Origin of the sequence: Enterococcus sp. AZ084 (genome assembly GCF_051714905.1) — a bacterium.
Classification (GTDB): domain Bacteria; phylum Bacillota; class Bacilli; order Lactobacillales; family Enterococcaceae; genus Enterococcus_B; species Enterococcus_B pernyi.
Genome location: NZ_JBIOSS010000001.1, coordinates 2,019,365 through 2,045,106 on the forward strand (window position 1 = coordinate 2,019,365; position 25,742 = coordinate 2,045,106).

General features: G+C 37.9%; 28 protein-coding genes and 1 riboswitch. Of the genes, 5 read left to right on the forward strand and 23 right to left on the reverse strand.

What is annotated here, in order from left to right:
- Positions 1-248: 248 nt before the first annotated feature.
- The 5 genes from IGI79_RS09155 to IGI79_RS09175 all read right to left on the reverse strand — a co-directional run bounded on the left by IGI79_RS09155 (position 249) and on the right by IGI79_RS09175 (position 5,990).
- A complete protein-coding gene (locus IGI79_RS09155) occupies positions 249-2,333 on the reverse strand; it encodes a MucBP domain-containing protein (RefSeq protein ID WP_438845883.1) in 2,085 nt (694 codons plus the stop codon).
- The gene (locus tag IGI79_RS09160; protein ID WP_066025718.1) at positions 2,323-2,628 is read right to left on the reverse strand and encodes an LPXTG cell wall anchor domain-containing protein; all 306 of its coding nucleotides are present in this window, start codon (positions 2,626-2,628) and stop codon (positions 2,323-2,325) included. Before IGI79_RS09160 ends, IGI79_RS09155 begins: the two co-directional genes overlap by 11 nt.
- A 56-nt stretch (positions 2,629-2,684) precedes the next feature.
- Positions 2,685-3,719, reverse strand: coding sequence for a DUF916 and DUF3324 domain-containing protein (locus tag IGI79_RS09165; RefSeq protein WP_104776367.1), 1,035 nt, complete (start codon positions 3,717-3,719; stop codon positions 2,685-2,687).
- Entirely contained in the window at positions 3,706-4,353 is a 648-nt protein-coding gene (locus IGI79_RS09170; RefSeq protein ID WP_104776368.1) for a WxL domain-containing protein, read from the reverse strand. Before IGI79_RS09170 ends, IGI79_RS09165 begins: the two co-directional genes overlap by 14 nt.
- A gap of 164 nt (positions 4,354-4,517) precedes the next feature.
- Positions 4,518-5,990, reverse strand: a complete 1,473-nt coding sequence (locus tag IGI79_RS09175) for a helix-turn-helix domain-containing protein (protein WP_104776369.1) — start codon at positions 5,988-5,990, stop codon at positions 4,518-4,520.
- Between the two features lie 225 nt (positions 5,991-6,215).
- Positions 6,216-6,313: riboswitch (TPP riboswitch) on the forward strand.
- A gap of 77 nt (positions 6,314-6,390) precedes the next feature.
- On the opposite strand from IGI79_RS09175, the gene thiD reads away from it, so the two are divergent.
- From thiD to thiE, 3 genes are read left to right on the forward strand one after another with little or no spacing between them, the layout of a single operon-like run.
- A complete protein-coding gene (gene thiD / locus IGI79_RS09180) occupies positions 6,391-7,203 on the forward strand; it encodes a bifunctional hydroxymethylpyrimidine kinase/phosphomethylpyrimidine kinase (protein ID WP_065096525.1) in 813 nt (270 codons plus the stop codon).
- On the forward strand, positions 7,200-8,012 hold the full coding sequence (thiM, locus tag IGI79_RS09185) for a hydroxyethylthiazole kinase (protein WP_065096526.1): 813 nt from the start codon (positions 7,200-7,202) through the stop codon (positions 8,010-8,012). Before thiD ends, thiM begins: the two co-directional genes overlap by 4 nt.
- Positions 8,002-8,643: a thiamine phosphate synthase gene (gene thiE / locus IGI79_RS09190; RefSeq protein ID WP_065096527.1), complete on the forward strand. Its 642-nt coding sequence runs from the start codon at positions 8,002-8,004 to the stop codon at positions 8,641-8,643. The genes thiM and thiE overlap by 11 nt, the downstream gene beginning before the upstream one ends.
- Before the next feature lie 63 nt (positions 8,644-8,706).
- Here thiE and IGI79_RS09195 read toward each other — a convergent pair whose 3' ends face one another.
- Together IGI79_RS09195 and IGI79_RS09200 are read right to left on the reverse strand one after the other, a co-directional pair.
- A complete protein-coding gene (locus tag IGI79_RS09195) occupies positions 8,707-9,519 on the reverse strand; it encodes a pyruvate, water dikinase regulatory protein (protein WP_065096528.1) in 813 nt (270 codons plus the stop codon).
- A 13-nt stretch (positions 9,520-9,532) separates the two neighbouring features.
- Positions 9,533-10,162 (reverse strand): CBS domain-containing protein, encoded by a 630-nt coding sequence (locus IGI79_RS09200; protein ID WP_065096529.1) that lies wholly within the window; start codon positions 10,160-10,162, stop codon positions 9,533-9,535.
- A gap of 168 nt (positions 10,163-10,330) precedes the next feature.
- Between IGI79_RS09200 and ppdK the strand changes: the two genes are divergently transcribed.
- A complete protein-coding gene (gene ppdK, locus IGI79_RS09205) occupies positions 10,331-12,949 on the forward strand; it encodes a pyruvate, phosphate dikinase (RefSeq protein WP_104776370.1) in 2,619 nt (872 codons plus the stop codon).
- Between the two features lie 315 nt (positions 12,950-13,264).
- Here the strand turns inward: ppdK and IGI79_RS09210 are convergent, their stop codons facing one another.
- The 11 genes from IGI79_RS09210 to rpsP all read right to left on the reverse strand — a co-directional run bounded on the left by IGI79_RS09210 (position 13,265) and on the right by rpsP (position 21,323).
- On the reverse strand, positions 13,265-14,428 hold the full coding sequence (locus IGI79_RS09210; protein WP_104776371.1) for an ABC transporter permease subunit: 1,164 nt from the start codon (positions 14,426-14,428) through the stop codon (positions 13,265-13,267).
- Positions 14,415-15,299 carry an ABC transporter ATP-binding protein gene (locus IGI79_RS09215; RefSeq protein WP_104776372.1) on the reverse strand — a complete coding sequence of 295 codons (885 nt, stop codon included), beginning with the start codon at positions 15,297-15,299 and terminating at the stop codon, positions 14,415-14,417. Before IGI79_RS09215 ends, IGI79_RS09210 begins: the two co-directional genes overlap by 14 nt.
- On the reverse strand, positions 15,296-16,021 hold the full coding sequence (locus tag IGI79_RS09220) for a hypothetical protein (RefSeq protein ID WP_104776373.1): 726 nt from the start codon (positions 16,019-16,021) through the stop codon (positions 15,296-15,298). The genes IGI79_RS09215 and IGI79_RS09220 overlap by 4 nt, the downstream gene beginning before the upstream one ends.
- Positions 16,014-16,568, reverse strand: a complete 555-nt coding sequence (locus IGI79_RS09225) for an RNA polymerase sigma factor (protein ID WP_104776374.1) — start codon at positions 16,566-16,568, stop codon at positions 16,014-16,016. The genes IGI79_RS09220 and IGI79_RS09225 overlap by 8 nt, the downstream gene beginning before the upstream one ends.
- A gap of 44 nt (positions 16,569-16,612) precedes the next feature.
- Positions 16,613-17,623, reverse strand: coding sequence for an acyltransferase family protein (locus IGI79_RS09230; RefSeq protein ID WP_195273226.1), 1,011 nt, complete (start codon positions 17,621-17,623; stop codon positions 16,613-16,615).
- A 374-nt stretch (positions 17,624-17,997) separates the two neighbouring features.
- Complete coding sequence (rplS, locus tag IGI79_RS09235; protein ID WP_002286913.1) at positions 17,998-18,345, reverse strand: 50S ribosomal protein L19; 348 nt, start codon at positions 18,343-18,345, stop codon at positions 17,998-18,000.
- Positions 18,346-18,490: 145 nt separating this feature from the next.
- Positions 18,491-19,228 carry a tRNA (guanosine(37)-N1)-methyltransferase TrmD gene (trmD, locus tag IGI79_RS09240; RefSeq protein ID WP_181055211.1) on the reverse strand — a complete coding sequence of 246 codons (738 nt, stop codon included), beginning with the start codon at positions 19,226-19,228 and terminating at the stop codon, positions 18,491-18,493.
- Positions 19,218-19,742 carry a ribosome maturation factor RimM gene (rimM, locus tag IGI79_RS09245; RefSeq protein ID WP_010735009.1) on the reverse strand — a complete coding sequence of 175 codons (525 nt, stop codon included), beginning with the start codon at positions 19,740-19,742 and terminating at the stop codon, positions 19,218-19,220. The genes trmD and rimM overlap by 11 nt, the downstream gene beginning before the upstream one ends.
- A gap of 125 nt (positions 19,743-19,867) precedes the next feature.
- Positions 19,868-20,683: a hypothetical protein gene (locus IGI79_RS09250; RefSeq protein ID WP_104776377.1), complete on the reverse strand. Its 816-nt coding sequence runs from the start codon at positions 20,681-20,683 to the stop codon at positions 19,868-19,870.
- 104 nt (positions 20,684-20,787) lie between these two features.
- Positions 20,788-21,036, reverse strand: coding sequence for a KH domain-containing protein (locus tag IGI79_RS09255; RefSeq protein WP_010735007.1), 249 nt, complete (start codon positions 21,034-21,036; stop codon positions 20,788-20,790).
- 11 nt (positions 21,037-21,047) lie between these two features.
- Positions 21,048-21,323 (reverse strand): 30S ribosomal protein S16, encoded by a 276-nt coding sequence (gene rpsP / locus IGI79_RS09260; protein ID WP_010735006.1) that lies wholly within the window; start codon positions 21,321-21,323, stop codon positions 21,048-21,050.
- Between the two features lie 318 nt (positions 21,324-21,641).
- Here rpsP and IGI79_RS09265 point away from each other — a divergent pair, with 318 nt between their 5' ends.
- Entirely contained in the window at positions 21,642-22,196 is a 555-nt protein-coding gene (locus IGI79_RS09265) for an NADPH-dependent FMN reductase (protein ID WP_104776378.1), read from the forward strand.
- A 65-nt stretch (positions 22,197-22,261) separates the two neighbouring features.
- Here the strand turns inward: IGI79_RS09265 and IGI79_RS09270 are convergent, their stop codons facing one another.
- The 5 genes from IGI79_RS09270 to IGI79_RS09290 form a co-directional block, all read right to left on the reverse strand.
- Positions 22,262-22,795 (reverse strand): dihydrofolate reductase family protein, encoded by a 534-nt coding sequence (locus IGI79_RS09270; protein WP_104776379.1) that lies wholly within the window; start codon positions 22,793-22,795, stop codon positions 22,262-22,264.
- A 14-nt stretch (positions 22,796-22,809) separates the two neighbouring features.
- On the reverse strand, positions 22,810-23,373 hold the full coding sequence (locus IGI79_RS09275) for a DNA-3-methyladenine glycosylase I (protein ID WP_104776380.1): 564 nt from the start codon (positions 23,371-23,373) through the stop codon (positions 22,810-22,812).
- A gap of 96 nt (positions 23,374-23,469) precedes the next feature.
- Positions 23,470-24,888 carry a signal recognition particle protein gene (gene ffh / locus IGI79_RS09280; RefSeq protein ID WP_010735002.1) on the reverse strand — a complete coding sequence of 473 codons (1,419 nt, stop codon included), beginning with the start codon at positions 24,886-24,888 and terminating at the stop codon, positions 23,470-23,472.
- Positions 24,889-24,908: 20 nt separating this feature from the next.
- A complete protein-coding gene (locus tag IGI79_RS09285; protein WP_010735001.1) occupies positions 24,909-25,247 on the reverse strand; it encodes a putative DNA-binding protein in 339 nt (112 codons plus the stop codon).
- Positions 25,237-25,710, reverse strand: coding sequence for a DUF523 domain-containing protein (locus IGI79_RS09290; RefSeq protein ID WP_010735000.1), 474 nt, complete (start codon positions 25,708-25,710; stop codon positions 25,237-25,239). Before IGI79_RS09290 ends, IGI79_RS09285 begins: the two co-directional genes overlap by 11 nt.
- Positions 25,711-25,742: the final 32 nt, after the last annotated feature.

The window sequence follows — 25,742 nt, forward strand, 5'->3', positions numbered from 1 at the left end:
TCGTTTTTCTTTAGTATACCATCTTGAGAAACGCACTAGCAATTCCTATAAGAACGCTACTTTGACAGAAAGTAAACTGTTGCTTTTAGCTACTCAGTGTAGGCTTGCTCCTGTAAAACTTGAATCTTCTGCTTTTTTCAGATATCATTGGTTCGTAACTAAATATGATTTTGTTTGCAGGGGGACGTTATCGCGTTGAGAAGGTTACACTATACGATTGTACATTAAATCATTTTTTGTATATAACATTATTTTGGGGCTTGTTCTAAGGTCCAAATAAGCGTTCCTTCATATTCTCCAACAAAATCTGTCGGAGAAATAATTACCCTAAGTTTACCTATATCTGATAGTTTGATATTTCCGCTACCTTCACAAATTATCTGATTTGTTGTGTTAATATTTTTTATCTCTTTTCCAACTAAAAATTCTATGTTGTTCGTAAATAATTTATTTTCTTTGTTCGTTAACTTTTTTTCTTCCTTTACTTTTACTGTCCAATTTTCTTCCTCTAGCATATTTTCATCTTTGATCTGGATTTCTTCTTGATTTATCGCTCCAATTGATTTGTCATAGCTTGGTATTTCTTGCGTGCCAAATGTGAGATTGGCGGGTAGGAAAAGTTGTACTCCCTTATCTAAAATCAAGTGACGCGTTTCAATATTCGATCGCTCACCTTTATCATTTTCCATGTAAAAGTCTACGTCTTTATCTAGCCAACTTTCAGAAAAATTAACTTGCAACTCGCTAGTGCCTTCTTTTTCAGCGTTTGGAAGATCTCCTAATGTTCGCCGCTCATCTCCGCATTGGGCTACCAAACGAATTGTTTCATCGGTATTGTGAGAAAAACGAATTTTCAACTTCCTTTGTTTTTTGAAATGAGATACTCTCAAAGGATTTTCTGCGTCGATTAAAGAAAACGTCAATAAGCTACCTTCTTTATAGAAATGGCTAACTTTTTTTGGCTCAGGTGTATAAATCCCCTGATTTTCATTCTCTTTGATAGGAAAATAACCAGTGATTTCAGGATACTTTTCTGAAAGATCATAGGGATCGGTGATCAAACCAGAAATAGTTTCTGGCGGTAGTAGCGTTTCTCCTGTCTCTTGCTTCAAATATTCAACTGTTACTTGTCCAAGATAATTGACAGATGTAAAGGCAGAACTGTTTGGTTTTTTCTCACTATCGACGGTTGATACAACTGAAAATGGTATTTTCAAGTAATTGTTCTCAATCGAATCTTTATCTACTGGATTATCTTTGCTTCCGATCCATTCTAGTACTACTTGATAGTTTAAAACTGTATCGTACAATCTATTATTGCCAGAATCCTTTGCCGTCAACTGATAGTCATGATTATTCAACGCCTTTCCTTCAAATAGATCAGACACATCTTCCCCGCTGAGTTTTGTGACTCTGAAATTTTTCACTTTATATTGAGGATGTTTCAGATTATTATCCAACAAGAAGTCCACTTTCAAATTCTTCATTTTCTGGCTTTGTAAAACACTCGGTACGGTTTGGACACCTTGTATGCCAACTTCTTTTTGAGGGTCATCAATGGTCGTGTTAGTAGCAGTTATACCAGAATATTCAGGCGTTGCCAGAAAGTCAGTTTCATACATTAGAGAAGAAGGGGTACTGTCTAAATTTTGAACGATCGTTTCAATTTCAGATACTTTTTTTGTACTCACTTGAAAAGCTTGAGTAGGGTGTCGCCACGTACGATGCTCGTTGTTCTTTAAATAAGTCCAACTATCCTCCCCTTGTTCTTCTGTATCATAAGTGATATCAGTTGGATCATTTGCAATCAAATATTGAGTTAACCCGAATATATTTTTATACCCAATACTTTTGTTTGCATTTAAGCCATTATAAGTAAATGTAGTTTCAACAGGCAGTTGTGTTCCTTCATTGTTTTCAAAAAAATAAGTAACACCCATTTGCCCCCGAATCGTGATGTCCAAGAAAGTAGATGGATTCCTAATGGATATTTTACCGCCATCATTTGTTCCAATTACTTGCAAAACAATTCTTACGTTAACAGCTGCTCCATTATAATAACCGACATTTTTTATCAACGCACTTGCGTTGGGACTTGATTGGCTAACATCCAACCACCCATTAGAATAGTTACCCTCTACTTCTTCAGTGGAACTGTTCTTGCCATAATGCATTTTGAATGTAGTTCCTGCTGGCGTTTTCATGCTATTTGCATAGTGGAAGTACGGTAAATTAGTAATACTACCTCCTGCATGGACATTACTCGGGTGGATAAATAAACAAAAAAACAGTACCCCTAAACATCCTACATATTTTTTTAGATCATTTTTCATGTTTGACTCTCCTTTTCAAAAGGATCGACAAATAACTAATCAAAGTTGTTATGCCGAGTAACTGAATTAACCAACTATTTTTTTCACTGGTCTTTGGCAAATAAGAAACTGATTGAACATTTTTTTCTTGGACCTCATTAACTGTTGAAGCCTCTATTTTTTTCATTGGGATCGTCTTATTTTCTGGTTGAACAAACCGAATACCGACTTGACTTGTTCCTTCCTCTATAGCAGACACGGGGGTTGTTGCCCCAATCAACAGCCCCACTAACCCGATCCAAATTATTTTTTTCATCTCTAAACTCCTTTCGTAAAAAAGTCGTTTGTTATTGATCAATCACTTCGTAAGTATCATTTTAGTTGACGGCGCAGCTTGTTTATATACCAAATCAAACTAAGAATGATCAACACAGCAAAACTAAACAAGCAATATATAAATAGATTTGAATCATCTATATCATTCACTTTAACTGCCTGATCATTCAATTTTTCATCTGTTCCTTTTATTTCAAATGTTTTTTTTAAGTGCCATGTCTTTCCGTCTTCATCTTTCAACTCCATAGCAAGTTCATAGGTTCCTTTTTTTAATGGTTCATTGTCCCAACTTAGTGGCAGTTTAAATTTTGTACGCGGCGTAAAAGACACTTTCTTTCGAAATTCCTTGATTGGTTTTTCTTCCCCTTTTTTTGTTACGATTGCATGAACGTCTAGTTGACTTTTTATGACTGGTGCAGCATTAGCTAAAGATGCAAAAATAGTCAAGTACCCATTTTCTAAACCTGGCGTCACCTCGTCTAATGAAAATTTCGGTTCGATTTCTTTGTCAGTGCAAGTCAATTTAGCACCTAAAGTGTATGCGAACTTATTTCTCAAACTAAATCCTTCATTTTTTTTATCTTCACTATCCGTATCTTCATAACAATAGAATCCGCCTAAGATCGTGCCGTCAAATCCTTGTTTCGGAATTGCTAAATGGAAAACCACTGATTTTTCTTCCTCAGGCGCCAACATGACCGTTTGCGATTCCGAAATCAGGTCTTCAAACGAAGGTCCTCCCAAAAGTTTTTCTCCATGGTTAGAATAATCGATAGCTCCATTCTTGTTGGTCAAAGCGTTATTTGCCTCAACTATCACTTTTATTTGGTTTGAACTTGTATTACGTACCTTGAGTATAAGATTTTGTTTTTCACCAGGTTTTACTTGCAAGTCATAGTAGCTAGCATCTGATTGCTGATTTTCAGGTAAGACAGCTTCCGCATCGAAAGAGACTTTATTCGACTCTGCATGAACATTTGTGGTGAGACAAAAAATAAAGAAGCAGATGATACTAATAAAAAAGAGAGGAGAGTATCGACTCTGCTCTCTCATAAAATCAAATCGGCGCATCATTCAACACCCAAGTGATATCTGCCGTATAGCTTTGAGCTTCTACACCCGCACGTGGTACATGGAGTTTGACATTTTTATTTGCTTTGTCTTCTCCTTTAAATGCAACAGCAAACGCCCCTGCTCCTTGCCCCTCTTTTGCTAACATGACTTCTTGACTTTGTCCATTTAAATCAATTGATTGTTGTGAGATGGTTGGTGGGGCAGATTGATTATTTTTTGTAATGACTTCACCACCAGAAAGTGTCATTTTTGCTCCTTTCAATTCCTCACCGTTTTCTCCTACAAATGGCGATATTTTTACACCTAAAGTCCAACCTTTTGCTCCTCCACGCGTATCATTTACTTGAACGTATGGACTTCTATTTAGCGCATAGTAATCCGCATCTCCTTGTTGGATCTCTTGTTTACCAAATGTGATGTTCGATGCAAAAGGAATGGACAACGCTCCAGTATTTCCTGTACTTGGATTATCATCGTGTGTGTCATCTGAAATAACAGGTTCGACGTTTGTTCCAGTTCCCGCTGTCAGTGTTACATTTGTCTTGTTTGTTGCTTCTTCAGCAAATGCGATTGTTCCATATGCACTTGCTGTTAACAAAGCTAACGTTGCTGTTGTCACTATTCTCTTCATTTTATAACTCCTCCTAAAAAATAATTATTCTAATCGAGCTATTGATTATTTTGTCATGAGCTCCATGATTTTTCTAGTTTAAAAAAACGTCTGATTTTAGAAAAAAAATAAAAGTATCGGAACATGATTATTCTATAACACACTAAAAAAGCTAGTTTGATTACTTACAAACCAGCTTTTTTATACGCAATTCTGAAAAGAATTTCACCCAATTGTCGCCAATTTCTATCGGAAGGAATATTTTTCATCAATAGTAAAGGTGTATTTTTCGTCTTTAAATAATAATTAGAAATTACTAAATCAACTTCTGATAATTCAGTTTGATAATCATAAAAAGCCAAAACATAAGCATTACCATAATACACTTGTATCTTATTCATCAACCACAAACGATGAGTATGATGCAGATCATCTTGGATCAGGATTTTGATTGGCGCCAAATTGTTCAAAAATAAATCATAATAATCCAAGACAAAATAATAGGACAAAAATAATTGTTCCCAATTTTCCAAAAGATCATTTACGTCACTATCCGATGTTTCTTTCAAGATTTTAGATAAATCTTCCATTATGACTGATTCTCGCAAATTCTCTTCTTGTATTTCCTTAATATATGAACGATTGAAAAACAGATCCGTATTCCCATAAAATAAAGAACTCCTTTCATGAAAAGCAACAAAATTGAAAATCAATTCCGGATCTTCTAAATCTAGTTTAAATTGAAAGGTTTGATTCAACGCATCCGCTAAATTTTGCACGGCTCGAAAGGAAGTCGTACAAAATTTTCTATGGGCGGCCGCATGGCTATTTTCATATTTTTTATGACCATCAATGATCCCAAACGAATAAATGATCTGATAAAGAAAGTATCGTTCATCTAATGACAGTCCCAGCTTCACTTGTTCTACCCACTGATTTAAATAGCTGAAATGAGCATCCTCATCAACGACTACTTGGTAAGAAGGATCGATTTTGATTTTTCTCGTTTTACTCCGCTCTAAATTGATGGTCAGCCAATATGAAAGAGTTCGTCTTTGTAATGGACTTAATGAAATTTGATAGATTGCTTCGAATGAATCAATGTAAGTTTCTATTGTCGATAGCGCTGTTTGGAATGGCCAAGCCCGTTCACTCTCTTTCGTGGAATGCCAATAAAAATAATAAAAGAAACTACGAATGTTTCTTTCTTCTGCATTCAACTCCAACTTAAAGGGTTGGAATTTCAAGCGGTAGCGTTTAAAGTAGGGAACCAATAATTTAGCATAGCGAAAAACCGTAGAAATACTAGTGAATTGAGCGTTCGCAAAGGTTTCCAAAGTCTCTTCAGGATGACGATACATAAAATCGATCAATTGGTAGTTATAAGAAGATTTGTAAAAATATAGATAAATCGTATAGATTGGGAAATCGTTCTTTTTATGTACCCAAAATTGTTTGTTATTCTCATTTTCAAGAAAGATATTTTCTCCATATTCAGCCAATAAAGTCGTTAATTCTTCGATATAATGGAGAACTGTTTTATCAGTTACCTGTAATAGCTGTTTCAGTTCTTCCATGGAGCACCAGTTATCTTTTTCCAATAAATAATCTAATAACACCACTTTTTTCTGTGATAATTTTGTTAAGAATGTTTCCATAGTATTCACCTCTGAATGTTTCGTTTGGAAATGCATCATTCTGCATTTTATCATGTGTGTAAAAGGAAATATACTTATAAAATTTCTGGAATTTGGAAATAATTTGACAGTAATCACAAATAAGCTCACTTGTCATTCACTACACATCAAGGCATTCTTGCTAGATACTCAAAAACTTGAATCTTCTGCTTTTTTTAGATATCATTGGTTCGTAACTAAATATGATTTTGTTTGCAGGGGGACGTTATCGCGTTGAGAAGGTAAAACCTGACCCTTTGAACCTGTTGGTTGATACCAGCGTAGGGAGCAAATGTCCTTTTTGTTGATGCGAAATCGAAACAATCAAGGCATTCTTCTATACTGGAAGAATGTCTTTTTTTCTATTTTAAGGAGGAATTTGATGAAAAAAGTACTAAGTATTGCTGGCTCAGACTGTAGCGGTGGCGCCGGTATCCAAGCCGATTTAAAAACATTTGCCGCTCATGGTGTTTATGGGATGTCTGTGATCACCTCAGTAGTCGCTGAAAATACCGCTCGTGTGATCTCATACCAAGATATCGCACCAACAATAATCAATGAACAAATGACAGCCGTCTTCGAGGATATCTATCCAGATGCAGTCAAAATCGGTATGTTGTCTTGCACAGATACCATGTTAGCTGTTGCAAACAGCCTACAAGAATGGCAACCTAAAAATATTGTACTAGATCCTGTGATGTATGCAAAAAATGGCGATGCCTTGATGGAGCCACAAGCAATCGACACATTGATCAAAAACGTCTTACCATTAGCTACTTTGATCACCCCCAATATTCCAGAAGCAGAAAAAATCGCAGATCGCTCGATTACTTCCCTGGAAGAAATGGAACGAGCAGCAAAAGCCATTTATGAAACATCTCACGCTGCAGTTTTGATCAAAGGAGGCCATCGCACAGGTGAAGCCACTGATATATTGTATGATGGGAAAAATATTTACTCCTATACGTCTGAACGAATCGTCACAAAAAACACCCATGGCACTGGTTGTACCTTCTCTTCAGCGATTGCCTCACAACTCGCTTTGGGCGTACCATTAGACCAAGCAATTTCCAAGGCTAAAAAATATATCACTACTGCAATCGCACATTCACTAGAATTAGGCGAAGGTCATGGCCCAACCAATCATTTCTATTCACTCTATCGCAATGGTCTTAAGGAGGAACAAAGTCAATGAATACATTTTTAAAAACAGCTGTAGAAACGGTCCGTATGAAAAAGCCTTTGGTCCACCATATCACGAACTATGTAACGGTCAATGATTGTGCGAATGTCACACTTGCGATCGGTGGTTCACCGATCATGGCTGATGATGCGTTAGAGGTAGCGGAAATCACAGCAATGTCACAGGCATTGGTACTAAACATGGGTACTTTGAATGAACGTACCGTAGCTTCGATGCTTTCAGCTGGGCAAACAGCCAATGAAAAAGGTATCCCGATCATTTTTGATCCAGTCGGTGCAGGGGCTTCACAGTTTCGTAATCAAACAGCGAAAACGATCATAGAAAACTTGAAATGTGCAGTGATTCGTGGCAATATTTCAGAAATCCGCTTTTTAGTGGGAATCGCAAGCACGACGAAAGGTGTCGATGCCTCGGCAGATGATGCAAGCTCCATTGAAGAAGCCCAACGGATTGCTGATCAATTAGCAACCGTTCACAAATGTATCGTAGTGATCACCGGTGCGACAGATGTAATTTCTGATGGGCGGCGTAAAATCTTAGTGCACAATGGTTGTCCTGAAATGAGTCGGATCACTGGCACTGGCTGTATGCTCACTTCATTGATTGCTAGCTTTTGTGGGGGTTCTCCTGAACATCTTTTCCATGCAACAACTACAGCTGTTCTTACCATGGGGATTGCTGGCGAGCTTGCGTTGGAACAAACGGCTGGTACGGGAAGTTTTCGGATCGCATTGATTGATGAAATCAGCCGTATTGATCGGGAAACATTACTACTGCGAGGAAACTACTTTGAAAAATGACATCAACTATTCCTTATACCTAGTGACAGACCAGTCACTGCTGAAAAAAAAGCCCCTCCAAGAAGCAGTGCAACAAGCTCTTGAAGGAGGTATCACCGTCTTACAGTTGAGAGAAAAAAAAGCCAATTCACGAGATTTTTATGAGGAAGCGATCGCATTGAAACGATTAGCTAAACCATACAATGTTCCATTGATCATCAACGATCGAGTAGACATTGCGTTAGCTTGTGACGCAGACGGTGTTCATGTCGGTCAAACAGATCTACCTGTGGCTGTGGTGAGAAAAATGATTGGCCCTGAAAAAATCATCGGCGCTTCCGTCCAAACACTCGAACAAGCAATTTCCGCTGAACAAGCTGGGGCAGATTATTTAGGTGTAGGGACGATGTTTCCAACCGCTACTAAAACAGATGCCATAATCGTATCAAAAAATGAACTCAAGAAGATTCTTCAACACGTTTCGATCCCTGTTGTTTTGATCGGTGGTCTCAACGAACACACGATTGCAGAATTCAAAACCTTCCCCGTCCAAGGCTTTGCTGTGGTTTCAGCGATCCTAGCAAAAGAAGAAATCAAAAAAGCGACTAAAGAACTTGCTGCACAAATCAATACGATTATCAAAAAACAGTAAATCAAAAAAGCGACCCATGTAAAGTCAAATGATCTTTACATGGGGCGCGTTTCATTTCATACCTCACTTCAAGCTTTTCAAATGATGTTCAACGATAAAAGCAGTTTCTTCAATCGATTTATCTGATACATCAATGACAACATTTCCATAGCGATCAAAAATCTCTTGGGAGTATGCCAATTCTTTGTGGATCGTTTCTAAATTGTTGTAGCTTGACGACTGATGCAAGCCTAAAGAATCTAAGCGATTGCTCCGGATTCTCACTAAATTCTCTGGATGACAGATCAAACCAACGATTTTATTCTTGTCTACTGCTTCTAATACTTTGGGTAATGGTACTTCAGGGATCAGTGGCAGATTCGACACTTTGTAGCCTTTATTTGCCAGATACATACTTAGAGGTGTTTTTGATGTTCGGGAAACGCCAAGAAGCACGACATCTGAATCTAAAAAACCTTTTGGATCTTTTCCATCATCATATTTTACAGCAAACTCGATAGCAGAGATCCGATTGAAATATTCTGTATCCAATTTGTGGACGGCCCCTGGTTCTTCAATCGGCTGCATCCCAGTTTTCGCATGAATGATCTCAAAAAGAGGGTGCATCAAGTCAATATAGAGTAATCCAGTTTTCCGACTAAAAGATTTTGCCACTTCCGACAGTTCATGATTCACGAGGGTACTAATCACAATTGCTTTATCACGTAAAGCATCTGCTAAAATCGACAACAGCTCATCCTTCTGATTCACAAAAGGAAATTTATAGTTATTATTGAACACTAAGTTAGGATATTGGACCATCACAGCGGATAATAATTTTTGAGACGTTTCACCTAGTGAATCTGAGATAGAATAAACAATGACTTCATTTTGCATGGATAAACTCCCCCTATCGATTTCGTTCAGCATTTCTCGCTTGCTGAGTGATAAAATTCAATACTTTTGATTTAGTGATCTTACCGATTACGTTTCGCTCATTTGCTGCATCCACCACTGGTAGAGAGTCAACTTCAAAATCTTGAAGGATCGTCGCTACTTCTAATATATCCATTTTTTTTGTACAAGTTTTGATATGTGGACTTCGAGTCATACAAAGAGCGACCGGCGTATGATCGATTTCGGTATTTAAGGAAGCTCTCAACAAATCTTTTCGAGATAACACGCCCACCAATTGTTTATCTCCATCAATCACATAAATCGACCCAACGTCATATACAAATAACGTCGTGATTGCATCACGGATCGAGGTATTCAAATCGATCAACAACGGTGGAACCATGATCTCACCCACTTTTACTGTGAATGTTTTAAAGAAAAAAAGCGTTTCTAAATCTGATCCTGTATAGGTATAGCCAATTTTAGGCGTTGCTTCAAGTATGCCTGCCATTGTCAAGAAGGATAGATCTGATCGTAATGTCGCTCTGGAGACGTCTAAGAGTTCAGAGATTTTTTCTCCACTGACAGGTTGCGTCTCTTTGACGATCTCGATGACTTTTTTTTGTCGTTCGCTCAGTTTCATCTATACTATTTCCTCCCTCCTTCGTTCTCATTACTTATTATACACATATATAAACCGATTTCACAATAAATTTGTGTTTAATTTTTCTGATTGACAGATATATATGAGTCATATTAAGATGTATTTATGTTAAACATGACTCACATTAAATCAATGGAGGCTTATCACATGGTAAAATGGATCTATGACTTTAACGAAGGCAGAAGCAAAGATAAAGCATTATTAGGTGGAAAAGGTGCAAATTTAGCGGAGATGACTCATTTAGGTTTGCCTGTTCCTTCTGGCTTTACCCTGACTACAGAAAGTTGTATGCGCTATCTTAAAGACGCTGCTTTCTTTGATCAACAATTGATAACAGAGATTCAAACAGCGATCGAACGGCTAGAGGTAAAAACAAACAAGTCATTTACGAATGATGATGATTTATTGCTAGTTTCTGTAAGGAGTGGTGCTGTTTTTTCTATGCCTGGTATGATGGATACGATTCTCAATCTAGGTCTAAATGATTCACGTGTCCATGCTTTAGCTGAGCAAACTAGTTTAGCTTTTGCTTACGATTGCTACCGTCGTTTATTGCAAATGTTTGGCGATGTCGTTTATGGTATCCACAAAGAGAACTTCAATCGTTTACTCATAGAAGCAGAAAAAGAAAACAATCAAACGGTTACTGATTTCAACGAAGAGCAACAATCCGCTTTGATCAAAAATTATAAAGAATTGTTTGCCAAACATAATAAAGTTTTCCCTCAACATCCTATGGATCAGTTGAAAGAAGCAATCCAAGCGGTCTTCCACTCTTGGAACAATCCACGAGCAAACGTTTATCGAGAGTTACATGGTATCTCTCATCATTTAGGCACGGCTGTCAATGTCCAAGAAATGGTTTTTGGAAATAGCGGAAATGAAAGCGGTACAGGGGTCGTCTTTACCCGAAATCCCGCTACAGGTGAGAATCAGCTTTTTGGTGAATTTTTGCTGGATGCACAAGGAGAAGACGTTGTCGCTGGCATTCGCACGCCTCAACCGATCCAAGAGCTTAGTGAGCGATTACCTAATGTCTACCAAGATTTCTTGCACTACGCACAAATGCTAGAACTCCATTACAAAGATATGCAAGATATCGAATTTACCGTTGAACAGGGGAAGCTATTTATTTTACAAACAAGAAATGGCAAGCGCACAGCTAAAGCTGCTTTAAAGATTGCGACTGACTTAGTAGACGAGAACGTTCTTTCAAAAGAAGAGGCTTTGCTGCGAGTAGAAGCAGAAATGATCGACCAGTTGATCCATCCGATTTTCAAACCTGAAGCTCTCGATCAAGCAACACCATTTGCTCAAGGCTTACCTGCAAGTCCCGGTGCTGCTACAGGTGAGATCGTCTTTACAGCCGAAAAAGCAAAAGAACGATACGGACAAGGAAAGAAAGTCATCTTGGTTCGCCAAGAAACCTCTCCAGAAGATATCGAAGGAATGATCGTTAGTGAAGCCATCGTCACTAGTCGTGGCGGGATGACTTCTCATGCCGCTGTCGTCGCTCGTGGGATGGGCACTTGTTGCGTGACTGGTACGGAAACCTTGACGATCGACGAAGAAGCAAAAACTGTAACCACAAATGACATTCGGCTAAAAGAAGGCGATATTCTCTCCGTTAATGGCAATACAGGCGAGATTTACTTAGGGGAACTTCCTACAGTTGTCGCTGAAAATAATCAAGACCTTACTTTATTTTTATCTTGGGCTGATGAACATGCGGACTTAGAAGTGCGCGCCAATGCTGAAACGTTGACTGATTTAACCACTGCTCTTGATTTTGGGGCTACAGGTATCGGATTAGCTAGGACCGAGCATATGTTTTTCGGAGAAGATCGTATTTTAGAAATGCGTCGCTTGATTTTAGCAGAAGATCACCGAGAAATGGAAACAGCTCTGACAAAATTGCTCGCATTTCAAGAAAATGATTTTTATCAGATGTTCCAAACGATCCAAGATAAACCTATGGTCATTCGCCTACTTGACCCACCGATGCACGAGTTTCTTCCCCATGAGGCACCAGACATTGCGAATTTAGCAGACAAACTGAACCGATCAGTCAATGAGCTGACAGCAAAGATCGAGTACTTGAAAGAAACCAATCCGATGTTAGGTCATCGTGGTTGTCGCTTAGGGATCACTACACCAGAAATCTATCAGATGCAAGTCAAAGCAATCATTCAAAGTGCGATTCGGCTAACACAAGAAGGAATACCAGTTGTTCCAGAAATCATGATCCCATTGATTGCTGAAAAAGAAGAACTAATGCACCTTAAAGCTTTATTGATCGAAACGATTGAAGCAACTTTCAACGCACAAAACATCATACCATTTCCTTACGAGATCGGTACGATGATCGAGTTACCTCGTGCTTGTTTGATTGCCGACCAATTAGCAGAACAAGCTGATTTCTTCAGTTTCGGTACAAATGATCTCACTCAAATGACCTATGGATTTTCTCGAGATGATATTGGAAAATTCATCAATCGCTACCAAGAAAAAACGATCATGACCCATGATCCATTTCAACATTTAGATCAACAAGGTGTTGGTCAATTGATCAAACTCGCTGTTTCTAATGCACGTCGAACCAAACCAACGATGACGATCGGCATTTGTGGTGAAGTCGGCGGAGATCCTCAATCGATTCCCTTCTTTCAAGCCATTGGAATCGACTATGTCTCCTGCTCTCCTTACCGGATTCCAGCTGCTCGATTAGCGGTGGCACAAGCAGCTATCCGTAACCGTCCGTCTTGATTATTTATTTGTTTGTATCTAGTTTTAAAAAAAAAGTACCCGCAGCCAACGTATGGAACGTTTTAGGCTGTGGGTACTTTTTTAGAGCAATATTATTTTACCGTGAGCTATTTTCTTTTTCTTTTATTCTTCAACTTCTCTTTTTCGCGGATTCTCTTTTCTTGAAAAATCAGTTCTTTCTGCAATTTCAAATAGTTCCTATACCGATTTTCTGATAGCTCTCCATTGTCGATCATATTGTCTAAGATCCAACCAACATATCCTGCTCGGTCTTTATCTAAATTCTATTTTTGGCTCCCTTTCTCTTTGTATCCTTTAAGAAAGACTGAGTTTTTTCATTCTCACATAAATACTTGTATCTAATACCGCTTTTGTCACCAACAGAACGATAAGTATTAAAGCGACGTTGGCAACAAAAGAGTGAAAGAAGAACATATTATCTCGACTCATCCATAACAACACTTTATCAATTTCAAATGTATTGATTGGGAAGAAATACATTATTTTATTCGGTATTCCCGACATAAAAATATGCGTCAGTGGTTGCGGAATGACAAAGACTCCTAGTGAAATAGCTAGCGCACTAAATGGTGAACTACTCAAACTGGAAATCAGCATAGTTACGCCAGCGATGAACAGCACTCCTATTAACTGAAAAACAACACCGAACATGTAAGATTGAAGCATATTCCATTCCAATGGAAAATCAAAGACCTTCCAATCCAAGTTGGCTTGAACGCTCACATCCCACCCACTAAATCCATAATAAATATAAAAGATTATCAAGATGATTAACTGAACGATTAGGAAGGAAGCTATTGCCATACCTGTTCCAACCAGAATTTTTGATTTTATCATTTTTGTTCTGCCGTACCTTGTAGACAACAACAAAGGAATAATATTTTTTGAAGTATCATTCGCAAAAAGAATCGAGCATATCAGAATGACAAACAGTGAAACTGGGATAAAAGCAATTGAAGTGACATTTAACAAATCCGTCCAAGTCTTAAAATTCCCTATTTTGATCGGAAAGTCCATTTTTTTATAGCCCACGTTTTTCATAGATAAAAGATTCACATCGTCAATGGTATATTTTTTACCGTCCCTAATGGCATCTATCATTTCAACATAAACATCTTGCTCCTCGTGATTTGTAAATGTATCGACCACTGACCATTGAAAGTAATCAAATATTTGAATGTTTTTTCTTTTTTTGTCCTGATAAATCTTCAAATAGTCAGATGTAATTTTTTTAACCTTATGATCAGTCAACTCGCCCTGGTACTCATTTGTAAAATCTAGATATCTTTCAATTGATTCCCTACCAGAAACACCAGTAATATTTTTAGCTCCCCTAAGTTGCGACTGAAAAAAGCCAATATAGACGATTGCAAAAAGACTCAATAACAGGACAAGCCCAGCTCCAATAATCGATTTGTTTTTCAGTATCTTTTCACTTTCAAATTTAAAAATCTGCATTCGTTTGATCCTCAGTTCTAAAATAGTATAAATACAAATCTTCTAAGTTCGCCTTCACATGGAGAGCATTGTCATTCGGTTTGACAGTCGAAATGATTCTTAAGATGACACGATCATCTACATACTTTTGATTGCTTACAGGATATTTTTGGTAATATAAATCAATCTCGTCAAGCGATGTTTCAACTTCCCACACACTGTTTTCGATATTATTCATTAATTCAGTTACTAATCCTCTATCTTGAACCACACCTTTATTTAAAACCAATACTTCATTCGAAATATATTCCACATCAGATACAATGTGAGTAGATAAAATAATGATTTTATTCTCTGATAGGGAGCTGATTAAGTTTCTGAACCTCACTCGCTCTTTTGGATCTAATCCAACTGTGGGTTCATCAAGTATCAAAATTTCAGGATCATTAATCAGTGTTTGAGCAATTCCTAAACGTTGTTTCATACCACCTGAATATTTCTTTATTTTTTTATTCTTTTGATCTGAGAGTCCAACTAATTCAAGCAATTCCAAACATCGTCTTGTTGCTAGTTTCCCTCTCAATCCTTTTAACGCTGAGATATAAAGCATAAACTTTATCCCTGTAAAATCTGGATAATAACTGAAATCTTGTGGTAAGAAGCCGAGAATAGATCTAAATGCTTCACTGTTTGCTGACACATCCTTATTGTTATATAAAATTTCTCCATCATCGGATTTGATCACTCCACAAATTAACCTAAAAAGAGTTGTCTTCCCTGAGCCATTGGCTCCAAGTAAGCCATAAACGCCTTTATTCAACGTCAGGGAAACATTATCTAAGGCTTTTAATCCATCGAATTTCTTAGTAATGTTCTTTATTTCCAGTTTCATATAAAATCACCAACCATGTTATGTTTCTTTAGCATTTGTCTTATCAATGCAAGAAGTCCAATGGAAGTAATCACATAAACAATCGTCCAATAAGAAAGTGGAAAACTATAAATGTTGAATATCTCTTCGGTAATAATCGATACTGCGACTAGTACTCCCGAACTAGTCCAAAGCAATAGGTTCGACAAGTTATTTCGTAGTAGAGTAAAAATTGAGAATAAAACAATACAGAAAACATTGAACGGAGCGAGAAGATACAACGCAAACCTTAAGAAAGACACAGGAAACATCTGCTTACCTACTACCGCAAGAATCACTATCAAAAGCAAATCAAATACACCAAAAACAAGCATTTTCATCGCTGTATGTTGCCGTAAATCGTATTTAAACGTCTGCTCTAGCTCCCACATATTATTCGTGAAGCTCTTAAACAGCTCATCTGTGAAAAATATCACTGAAAAAAGAACCATTCCTGTTATCCCTCTCAGAACATGTTCATAGCTCATTTCACCCTTTGAAAACATAAGAAACAAGGAGAATCCTAGAAGTGCAAATTGAATACTCCACAATTTCCATCCCACAAACTTAATTGAGGATAAAAACAAACTTAAATAAGATTTTCTTGAAATTTGGTTTTTAAGTATTTGCTTGGTTCCCAATTTCACTATTCTTTTTTTGGCTTCTTGGGTAGAAATATCATTTTTCGGATAATCTCTATTCAAAATAATAGTCCTCCTTTTTAAGTATTTGTTTCATTTTGTCTAGTCCTTGTTGAATCCTTGATTGTGCTGTTGGCACACTCGTTTTAGTTAACTGTGCTATTTCCTTAACCTTCATATCATAGAAAAATTTCAGTATGATCGCTTCTCTTTGATATTCTGGAAGTTGGTCTAACGCACGCTGAATGATCCTACTTTGTTCATTTACAAAGTTAACGTTATAATCCTGCTCATCTAACTCTTTATTGTAAGATTCATCAAATACTACTTCGTCAAAATCATTTTTCTTGCTGTAGCTATTACACGTGTTCACAGCGATGGTGAAAAGATAATTGAAAAAACTTCCTGAGAACTTATAAGAATCGATACTACTTATCACTTTCAAAAACGTTTCTTGGGTTAAATCTTCAGCTAATCTACTTTTTCCAAAAAACCTTCTTCTGCAATAATTGAAAATTTTGTCATAATATTTATCAATAAGTTTTTCCCAAGCGTCAACATCTCCTGACTTTATTTTCAGGATAATTAAATAGTCATTGATCTCTTTCACCTACCTCTCTTTCAATTCATCAAGGGATCAAAATCCGCCTGCATCTACTTTATTTTGGCAAGTCTTACTCTTGACACTGTTTTTCTTACCATGCCAAAACCCCAAACAATAATGAGTGGAATTACCACTCCCACCATCACACGAAATAAGCCATTAACGACAGTAATTTCGTTATGCCAGAAATTAAAAATTTGAATAGGTATCATATGTAGCAAAAAAACACTTTGACTATAGGGTTTTAACCTTTCAAATCCGCTTATCTTGTTTTTCGTAATAACTAATAATCCAAACAAACACACCGTAAATGGAATAGTGAAGTACATAAAATTCTTATCAATTCCTTGATTTTGATATACAATCATTCCCTCAAAAACTCCAACAAGACTAGCTAAGATCAATCCATAGAAAAGTGACTTGGAGTATTTTTTTAATTTATACTTATTATCTGCCAGAACAAACCCTATGAGAACAAATATCGGACTAAAGAATAAACCATTCCTTGTAGTCGCAAACACACTGAAATATTTTTCCACGCCTGAAACGAGCAACGGATTAGAAAAAAATGCTGAATATGTTTCAATAGAGCCAATCGAAAAGAGCAGGAAACAAATCAGCAACATCCATCTATAACCTAGTTTTTGAAGCATGTATCTCACAATAACTATCGAGAAGATTAAAGCAGGAAAATACCACAAATGATAGAAGCTTCCACTGTATAAGAAAGAGACAATAATTGCTATTGGTAGTAATCCTAAATGAACATGGACTGTCTGTTGTACCAACTGAATACCAAAAGGTATGTAAAGCATAAAAGTCGCTGCATAGAGATATACTATCTTTCTCAGCCACTTAAGCGAATGCCCTTCTCTTTTGCTGTTCAATCGAAAGAAGTACGCATTATTGATGAAGAAAAACGGGACAGCGATTCGACAAATTATGCTTTTAACTATAAAATGCAATGTCGGATCACTAACAATCGTTCCAGAGTGGACAACGACAACACAAACCGTTGCAATAAATTGTGCAATATATAGGTTCTGATTTTTGTTATTCATGGCTTCTCCTTATGATTTGGCTCTTACACTAATAATTAACTGTAAAAGTAAAAAAAACATTTAAAGATTAGCAAAATCTAATAAATATATGTAAATATCGAATGAAAGTTTTTTTAATAGTATTTTCTCATTCAGCAATTTCATTTTATATCTCAATTATATTCAACGTCTATTGAAATATTTACGCCTCCAGATTATCGCCATTTATCGTGAGCAACTGGCTTTTCTGACTAAATATAAAGAAAGGCTTCCAAACATCTTACAGTAACAAAGCATTGGAAGGGAAAAACATAAAATCAAGGTCCTCAAAAATTGAAAATAAAAAAAGAACCCTTGAAAATTCAAGGGTTCTTCCTCTGTCTGATAATGAGAAATTAACGACGGATTTCTTTGATACGAGCTGCTTTTCCGTGTAATGCACGTAGGTAGTACAATTTCGCACGACGTACTTTACCGTAACGGACAACTTCGATTTTTGCAACACGTGGTGTGTGCAATGGGAATGTACGCTCAACGCCTACACCGTTAGAAACTTTACGTACTGTATAAGTTTCGCTGATTCCAGCACCACGGCGTTTGATTACAACACCTTCAAATAACTGGATACGTTCACGAGTACCTTCGACAACTTTCGCATGAACACGTACAGTGTCACCAGGGCGGAAAGCTGGAATGTCAGAACGTAGTTGTTCTTTTGTTAATTCTTCGATTAATGGATTCATTGTTTTCTTCTCCTTATTCCAAACATTCTTATGAGTAATTTCTCACAGCGGAACATCGTAATAGTTAAGTGTTTTTACACTCACCATAGAATACTATCATATTCTATGGTGAGTGTAAAGAAAATTTTCATTTATTTGTTGCAACTCAAGCTTCTTCTTTTTTGATCTCCGCTAGCATTTTTTCCATTTGCGGTGTCATGTCTAATTTTTCTAACATGTCTGGACGTCGAAGATATGTCCGGCGTAAGGATTCTTTTAGTTGCCATTCTTCAATCAATTTATGGTTACCATTGGTCAATACTTCTGGTACCTTCATGTCTTTGAATTCTGCTGGTCTTGTATATTGAGGATGTTCCAACAAGCCAGTAGAATGCGAGTCTGTTTGGGCAGATGTTTGATTACCTAAAACATCTGGCAATAGCCGAACGGTCGCATCGATCATCACCATGGCGCCTAGCTCACCACCGGTCAATACATAATCTCCCAATGAGACTTCATCTGTTACGAGTGAACGGATGCGCTCATCATAGCCTTCATAGTGGCCACAAATAAAGATCAAATGCTCTTCTTCCGAAAATTCTTCTGCCATTTTTTGATTAAATGGTTTACCAGCTGGATCAAGCAAGATCACACGTTTCTTAGTCTCTGGATGTTTTTCTTCGATGGCTTTGATATTGTCATAGATAGGTTGGACTTTCAATAACATCCCTGCCCCACCACCATAAGGATAGTCATCGACTGTTTGGTGTTTGTTGTCCGAATACTCACGGAAATTAAAAACATTGATTTCTAACAATTCTTTTGCTACTGCTTTACCAATGATCGATTCCCCCATCGGACCTTCAAACATTCGCGGAAACAAAGTCAACACGTCAATCTTCATCATCGATCAATCCTTCTAATAATGTCACACGAACCAAGCCATTTTCAAGATCGACTTCTTGAACGACGGAATCGATATACGGGATCAGTGCATCTTTTTTCTTTGGTCGTTGGATGACCCAAACGTCATTTGCGCCTGGAGATAAAATCTCTTTGATCTTTCCTAGTTCTTTTTCGTTTTCGTCGATGACCTTCAAGCCAATGATTTCATGGTAGTAATATTCATTTTCTGTCAATTCAACTAAGTTTTCTTTTGATACACGTAAGATACCATCACGATATTTTTCAACGTCATTGATGGAAGGATGATTCTCAAAGCTGAGTAAATCAAAGTTTTTGTGTTTACGGTGACTCTTTACAGTCAATTCTACAGGAGCTTTTCCTTCTTGGAAGAGTGTCAAAACTTCACCTTTTTTGTAACGTTCTTCAGGGAAATCTGTGGTTGAGATGACACGGACTTCGCCTTTGATTCCTTGTGTATTGACAATCTTGCCAACGTTTAGATATTCAGTCAACTTTTGTCCTCATTTCTTTCATGATTCTTCTCACTCTGCTTGGTCACGATTTGCTTTTGGACTCAGAGTGTTCTATCGTTTCCTGTCTATTTTAGCATGTGGTTCTTGGCAATTCTAGTCTTCTTTTATTGTTGTTCCATGGAAACAGCCATTTTTAATGCATTCATCGTATCTTGATTCGTGATGGTATAGACAGTGGTTGGTTGTTGCCAAATGATTCGAGTATTTTGATTCGTGCCATCGGTCATATTGATTTCGATCGTTCCGACTTTTTCCGGTGCAGGTAAGCGGGCAGACTCCAAGTAAGTCACGATCTGTTTCGCCAAAGGTACAGGATCTTGTCCGTCAATATTGCTGGCACGTATTCGTAACCGCCAATTTCCTTCTTGCCATTCAAGAATCGAAGAACCAGCAGCACCTTGTTGATAACCGACAATGTTATAACCGAGATCGACTTGTCTTCCTCCAGTATCGACCGTAAATGGCTGAATCGTGTTCAGTGTTTCTTGGGAAGATGCAAAGTCATCTTGATAAAGGTAAGAAGCGATTGGTTCTGCTTGGTTCAATGAGGCGTCGTTTAGTGGTAGCGCTTGTTCTGATTGATAGTATAAGACAGAAAAGCCTTGTTTTGTCATCGTTGCTGCGATGTTCAAGTTAGATGACCCAACTGGGATCTCTTTGGGCATCGGTGTGTCTGGATACTCTTTTTGCAATTGCTCAAAGGCAGTTTGCGTCGAATTTTCTTGCGTACTCGTACTTGTTTCAGCTGATGAGACTGTCTCATTGCTACTTACGGAAGATGACCCTATCTCTTCTTTTGAAGTACTTGTTTCTGTCGTACGAACTGTTTCATTTGTCGTTTCTTGACTCGTTTCACTTGGTGATTGACAGGCACCGAGTAAAGCGACTGCGAATAAGCTGATCAACCCTATTTTTTTCATTCGAAACACTCCTCTCTTACTATTAAGGATACGCTTTGTACCTGTTTTTGCCAAATATGATCTCTAAAGAACACAAAAAAACTGTTTCGCGAAAACGAAACAGTTTATTCTTTATTGTCGATGATATTCAAACGCACTTTTTTCGGTGCATTGATTCGTACTCCGTAAACGATCGTGCGGATTGCTTTCGCAACGCGTCCTTGTTTACCGATGATACGACCGATATCTTCGGGAGCCACAGTTAGATTGTATTCGTAAAAATCTTCCGACTCAACGACTTCTAGCTGGACTTGATCAGGATAAGTAACTAACGGACGAACGATTGTTAAGACTAAGTCGCTTAAATCTTTCATATCCGGTCACCTTATTTCTTTGAGAATTTAGCTTCATGATGTTTTTTCATAACGCCTTCTTTTGAAAGGATGTTACGTACTGTATCTGAAGGTTGTGCACCTTTTGATAACCAGTCAAGTACTAAATCTTCTTTTAAAACTACTTCTGCAGGGTCTTTCAAAGGGTTGTAAGTACCTACAGTTTCGATGAAACGTCCATCACGAGGAGAACGTGAATCAGCTACGACGATACGGTAAAAAGGACTCTTTTTAGAACCCATACGTTTTAAACGGATTTTAACTGCCATTATATATTTCCACCTCCATTGTTTTATTCACAAGATGTAGTGTACCAGTTTTTTTTTACCCTGTAAAGCTTTTTTTCTTTACAGTCTGATTTTTTTCTATTTTTATTCTTTCTCTAAGTAGTTAGTGTCCTTTTCTACGGATTTCTTCTTACTTTTTTTGCATCATCAAGGTTGAACATAGGAAGCTTGTAAATCCCCTATCCATAAGCATTTCCTGTGTTTTCGATCACACATTAAAATAACCCAAGTGTTTTTATTTGCTCAGTTTACTTATTTTTTGTAAGATAAATATAGAAAGATTGAAGGAGGAATTGTTTTATGACAAAAAAAATTGGTTTTTTCATCGGAAGTTTAAGAAAAGATTCATACAATAAGAAAGTTGCAGAAACTTTTGCGGACTTATTACCGGAAGGATACGAGCCTGTATTTATAAAAATCGATGACCTTCCTTTTTATAACGAAGACATTGAAACACCTGAGCAAACACCTGCAGAATGGACACGTTTCCGTGAAGAGGTCAAAGACCTAGACGGCGTGATATTTGTTACTCCTGAATATAATCGTTCAGTACCAGCTGTATTGAAAAATGCCTTGGATGTTGGTTCACGTCCTTATGGTCAAAGTGTTTGGGATAAAAAACCTGGTTTAGTGGTCACTGCTTCTCCTGGTGGAGTTGGTGGTTTTGGCGCAAATCATCACTTACGTCAATCATTAGTCTTTTTAAATGTCCCAACATTACAACAACCAGAAGCGTATATCGGAAATATCACTAACTTACTTGATGAAGATGGCAACATTATCCAAGGAACCGTTGATTTCTTCCAAACGATTTTAGATGCGTATCTAGATTTCGCTGGAAAATTGAACGCTTGATGTCTTGCTAATTTTACAAAAAACCACGAAACAGCATGTTGTTTCGTGGTTTTTTGTATGACCTACTATTCTTTGTGCTCTTCTTTATGATAGTGTAGCTCAATAAACTCCCCAAAGCGTTTCGTGTCCACCAATTGATACCGCTGTACATAATCCCCTTCTTGAAAAAGACGAATCCCATTCCCAAGTAAAACCGGCGCAATTTGAATGTACCATTCATCGATCAGTTGCTGTTCAATGATTGGTTTGAGCAAACTGCCCCCACCAACTACCCAGATCCTTTGTTCACTTGATTCCTTCAACCCCTTGAGAAAGCTTACGGGATCTTCGTGAACGACCCTAGCATCCTCCAACTTCAATTTTTTGTCTGTTGAAAAGACATAATTGGTTTTTTCTGGATAGATCTTGGCTGTATCTAAATATTTTTTGGCTTCTTGGTACGTTTTTCTGCCCATGATCGTTGTATCGATGGTTTGATAAAACGCATCATAGGTTGTTTTTTCCCCAGTAGGCGTATCGAAGAGCCATTGTAAGTCATCATTAGTTGTTGCTAGATAGCCATCCATACTGATTGCTCCGTAAAAAATGATCTTAGACATATTATCCTTCTCCTTTAGCGTTTGACTTCTTGGTGGCGAAAACAAGTGATCAGGTGATCGTTGATGATCCCTACCGCTTCTAAAAAGGCATAAATGGTCGTACTTCCAATAAATTTGAAGCCGCGTTTTTTCAAGTCCTTTGAGATACGATCAGAGAGTTCACTAGTAGTTGGCACTTCACTTTGGTCTTGGTAGTTTCCGGTTACCACTTTGCCATCCACAAAAGACCAGAGATAATCCGAAAAACTGAGTCCAGTGGCTTGCATTGCCAAAACAGCTTGTGCGTTCGTTATTGCCGCTTCGATTTTTCGACGATTGCGAATGATCCCCTTGTTGTTCATCAATTCTTCGATTTTTTCTTCATCATACTTGGCAATTTTTTCGAGTTCAAACTGGTCATAAGCTTCATCAAAAGCTTGGCTCTTGTTCAAGATCGTTTGCCAGCTAAGACCTGCTTGATTGATATCAAGCATTAATTTACGGTACAGTCGTTGATCTTCATATTCAGGTCCCCCCCAAATCGTATCATGGTACTCACGCATCATTTCAGTTGATTCACTCCATGGACAGCGTTTCATCGACTCACTCCTTTTAGGATTTTCAAACAATGTATGAAAAAACTCCGAAGACAAAATTAAATACGTCTTCGAAGCTTTTTTGCACTTGATTACTGTTTATTTCTTTTTCTTCTTTTTCTTTTTGTTTTTCTTCATCATGCGATTCATCGCCATTTTTCCTAGCTTCCCTTTGACGCCAGTACCGAACATTTGGTCCATGCCAGGAATATTCATGTCCCCTTTAGACATTTGTTGCATCATCTTACGGGATTCTTTGAATTGTTTGATCATACGATTGACTTCCACTACGCTGTTCCCTGAACCAGCAGCAATTCTGCGTCGACGGCTAGGATTCAATAGGTCTGGATTTTCACGTTCTGCAGGTGTCATCGAATATACCATTGCTTTTTTACGCTCAACATCTTTCGGATCAACTTTGATATTTTCGATTCCTGGCATTTGATTCATCCCTGGGATCATTTTTAATAAGTCTTCGATTGGGCCCATACCCATGACTTGATCCAATTGCTCAATGAAATCATTGAAGTCAAATGAGTTTTCACGCATTTTTTGCGCAAGCTCTTCTGCTTTTTTCTCATCATAGTCTTGTTGCGCTTTTTCGATCAGCGTCAACATATCCCCCATACCAAGGATACGACTTGCCATACGATCTGGATGGAAGACTTCTAAGTCAGTCAGCTTTTCACCAGAACCGATGAACTTGATCGGTGCACCGGTCACTGAACGAATCGATAGCGCCGCTCCCCCACGTGTGTCTCCATCTAATTTTGTGATGACGACCCCGGTGATCCCTAATTGTTGATTGAAGCTATCCGCAACGTTGACGGCGTCTTGACCAGTCATCGCATCAACAACGAGTAAGATTTCGTTAGGTTGTGTCAAGTCTTTGATTTGTTTTAATTCATCCATCAATGTTTCATCAATGTGTAAACGACCGGCTGTATCGATCAATACGTAATCATTTTTCTTTTCTTTTGCGAGTTCCATCCCTTGACGAACGATTTCTACAGGACTCACATCTGTTCCCATATCAAAAACCGGAACATCCAATTGCTGTCCTAAAACTTTTAACTGGTCGATGGCAGCAGGACGGTACACGTCACCTGCAATCAACAAGGGACGAGCATTTTCATTTTTCTTTAAATAATTCGCTAATTTACCAGTAAACGTTGTTTTACCTGCCCCTTGCAACCCAGCCATCATGATGACAGTCGGGATTTTAGGAGATTTAGTCAATTCAACTGTTTCAGAACCCAGAGTGATCGTTAACTCTTCATCCACGATCTTTACGATTTGTTGTGCTGGAGAAAGACTATCAAGTACTTCTGCTCCAACTGCACGTTCGCGCACACGTTTCGTAAAATCTTTGACTACTTGTAAGTTGACATCGGCTTCTAATAGCGCAAGACGGATCTCGCGCATCATTTCCTTGACGTCAGCTTCAGAGACTTTTCCTTTTTTTCGTAACTTTGACATCGCCTGTTGTAGGCGTTCAGTTAAGCTTTCAAATGCCATATTTTATTCATTCCTTTTTGTTATTCTTCGATTTCTTGAATTTTTTTGATGTATCCTTGTAGCGTTTGATCTTCAGGATACTGTTCATTGATATAGTTCGTCAATTCTGTCAACAACTGTTCACGAACGACATAGTCAGAAAAAAGGTGGAGTTTTTTTTCGTAATTCTCCAAGATCTTGCTCGTTCGTTTGATATTATCATAAACTGCTTGGCGACTGACTTCATATTCTTCAGCGATTTCTCCAAGTGAGAAATCATCTGCATAATATAATTCCATATAATTCATTTGTTTCTCAGTCAACAGTGTCGAATAAAATTCAAAAAGAGCATTCATCCGATTGGTTTTCTCAATTTCCATTCAACTCACCTCGTTGATCCATCCACTCTTCTTCTGAGCAGACACTGATTTTTTGTTGGAGAAAATAGGCGGTAGCTACGCCAATGCCTTCTTTCAGACTACCAGTGAAACTACCATCATAGATAGTTGATGAGCCGCAGGAAGGACTATTTGCTTTTAAGATCAACGTTGAGATCTGCTTTTCCTTTAGCACTTGATAAGCATTGATCGCACCTTTTTTATAGGCTTCTGTGACATCTTTTCCAGAGATCGTCATGACCTTAGCCTGATGATCCCAGACATCAAACCCATCACCACCAACGATTTCTGCTGGTTCTCTTGGAATGGGCAAACCTCCTGCTACTTCTGGACAGATCACGATTGCTTGACCTTCTGTCACGAGTTTTTTTAAGGCAGGGATTGTTTGTTCCCGGCCATCATAGCGACATGACACGCCACCTAAACAAGCACTGATACCGATCATCGGACATTTTCTCCTTTAGCTGAGCAAATTGC